The organism is Pseudomonas sp. BJa3 (assembly GCF_026343815.1).
Lineage (GTDB): Bacteria > Pseudomonadota > Gammaproteobacteria > Pseudomonadales > Pseudomonadaceae > Aquipseudomonas > Aquipseudomonas soli.
Map to the genome: position 1 here is coordinate 1 of NZ_JAOXMC010000202.1, position 271 is coordinate 271.

The 271-nt window shown below is 64.9% G+C and carries 1 protein-coding gene; it reads right to left on the reverse strand.

Annotated elements, in window-relative coordinates:
- Window positions 1–271 (reverse strand): hypothetical protein (locus OH705_RS27435; RefSeq protein ID WP_267303468.1); only part of this gene is annotated, 271 nt, incomplete at both ends.

The following is a 271-nucleotide window of genomic DNA, read 5'->3' on the forward strand; positions in this document are numbered from 1 at the left end:
TCACAAGAAGGCCGCGTTGCGCCGCTTGTCGCGCCGAGCGGGTCAGGCCGCTAACAGCCGGGGTTCGCGATCCGGTTTTGTTGTGGCGGTTTACGGTGACGTCGAGGCTACTGCCTTCCGACTGGTCCCTATTAACGGCGATCAACGCGGAACAGCCGGTTACGCGGTCATCGGCGGCGCCGAAGGCCAGACGCTCGATGATTTCGCGGTCCAGGTCGGTTCGCTGTGTGGCGCTGCGATTTCGCGGGTCCGCCCTATCGCCCACCTGACC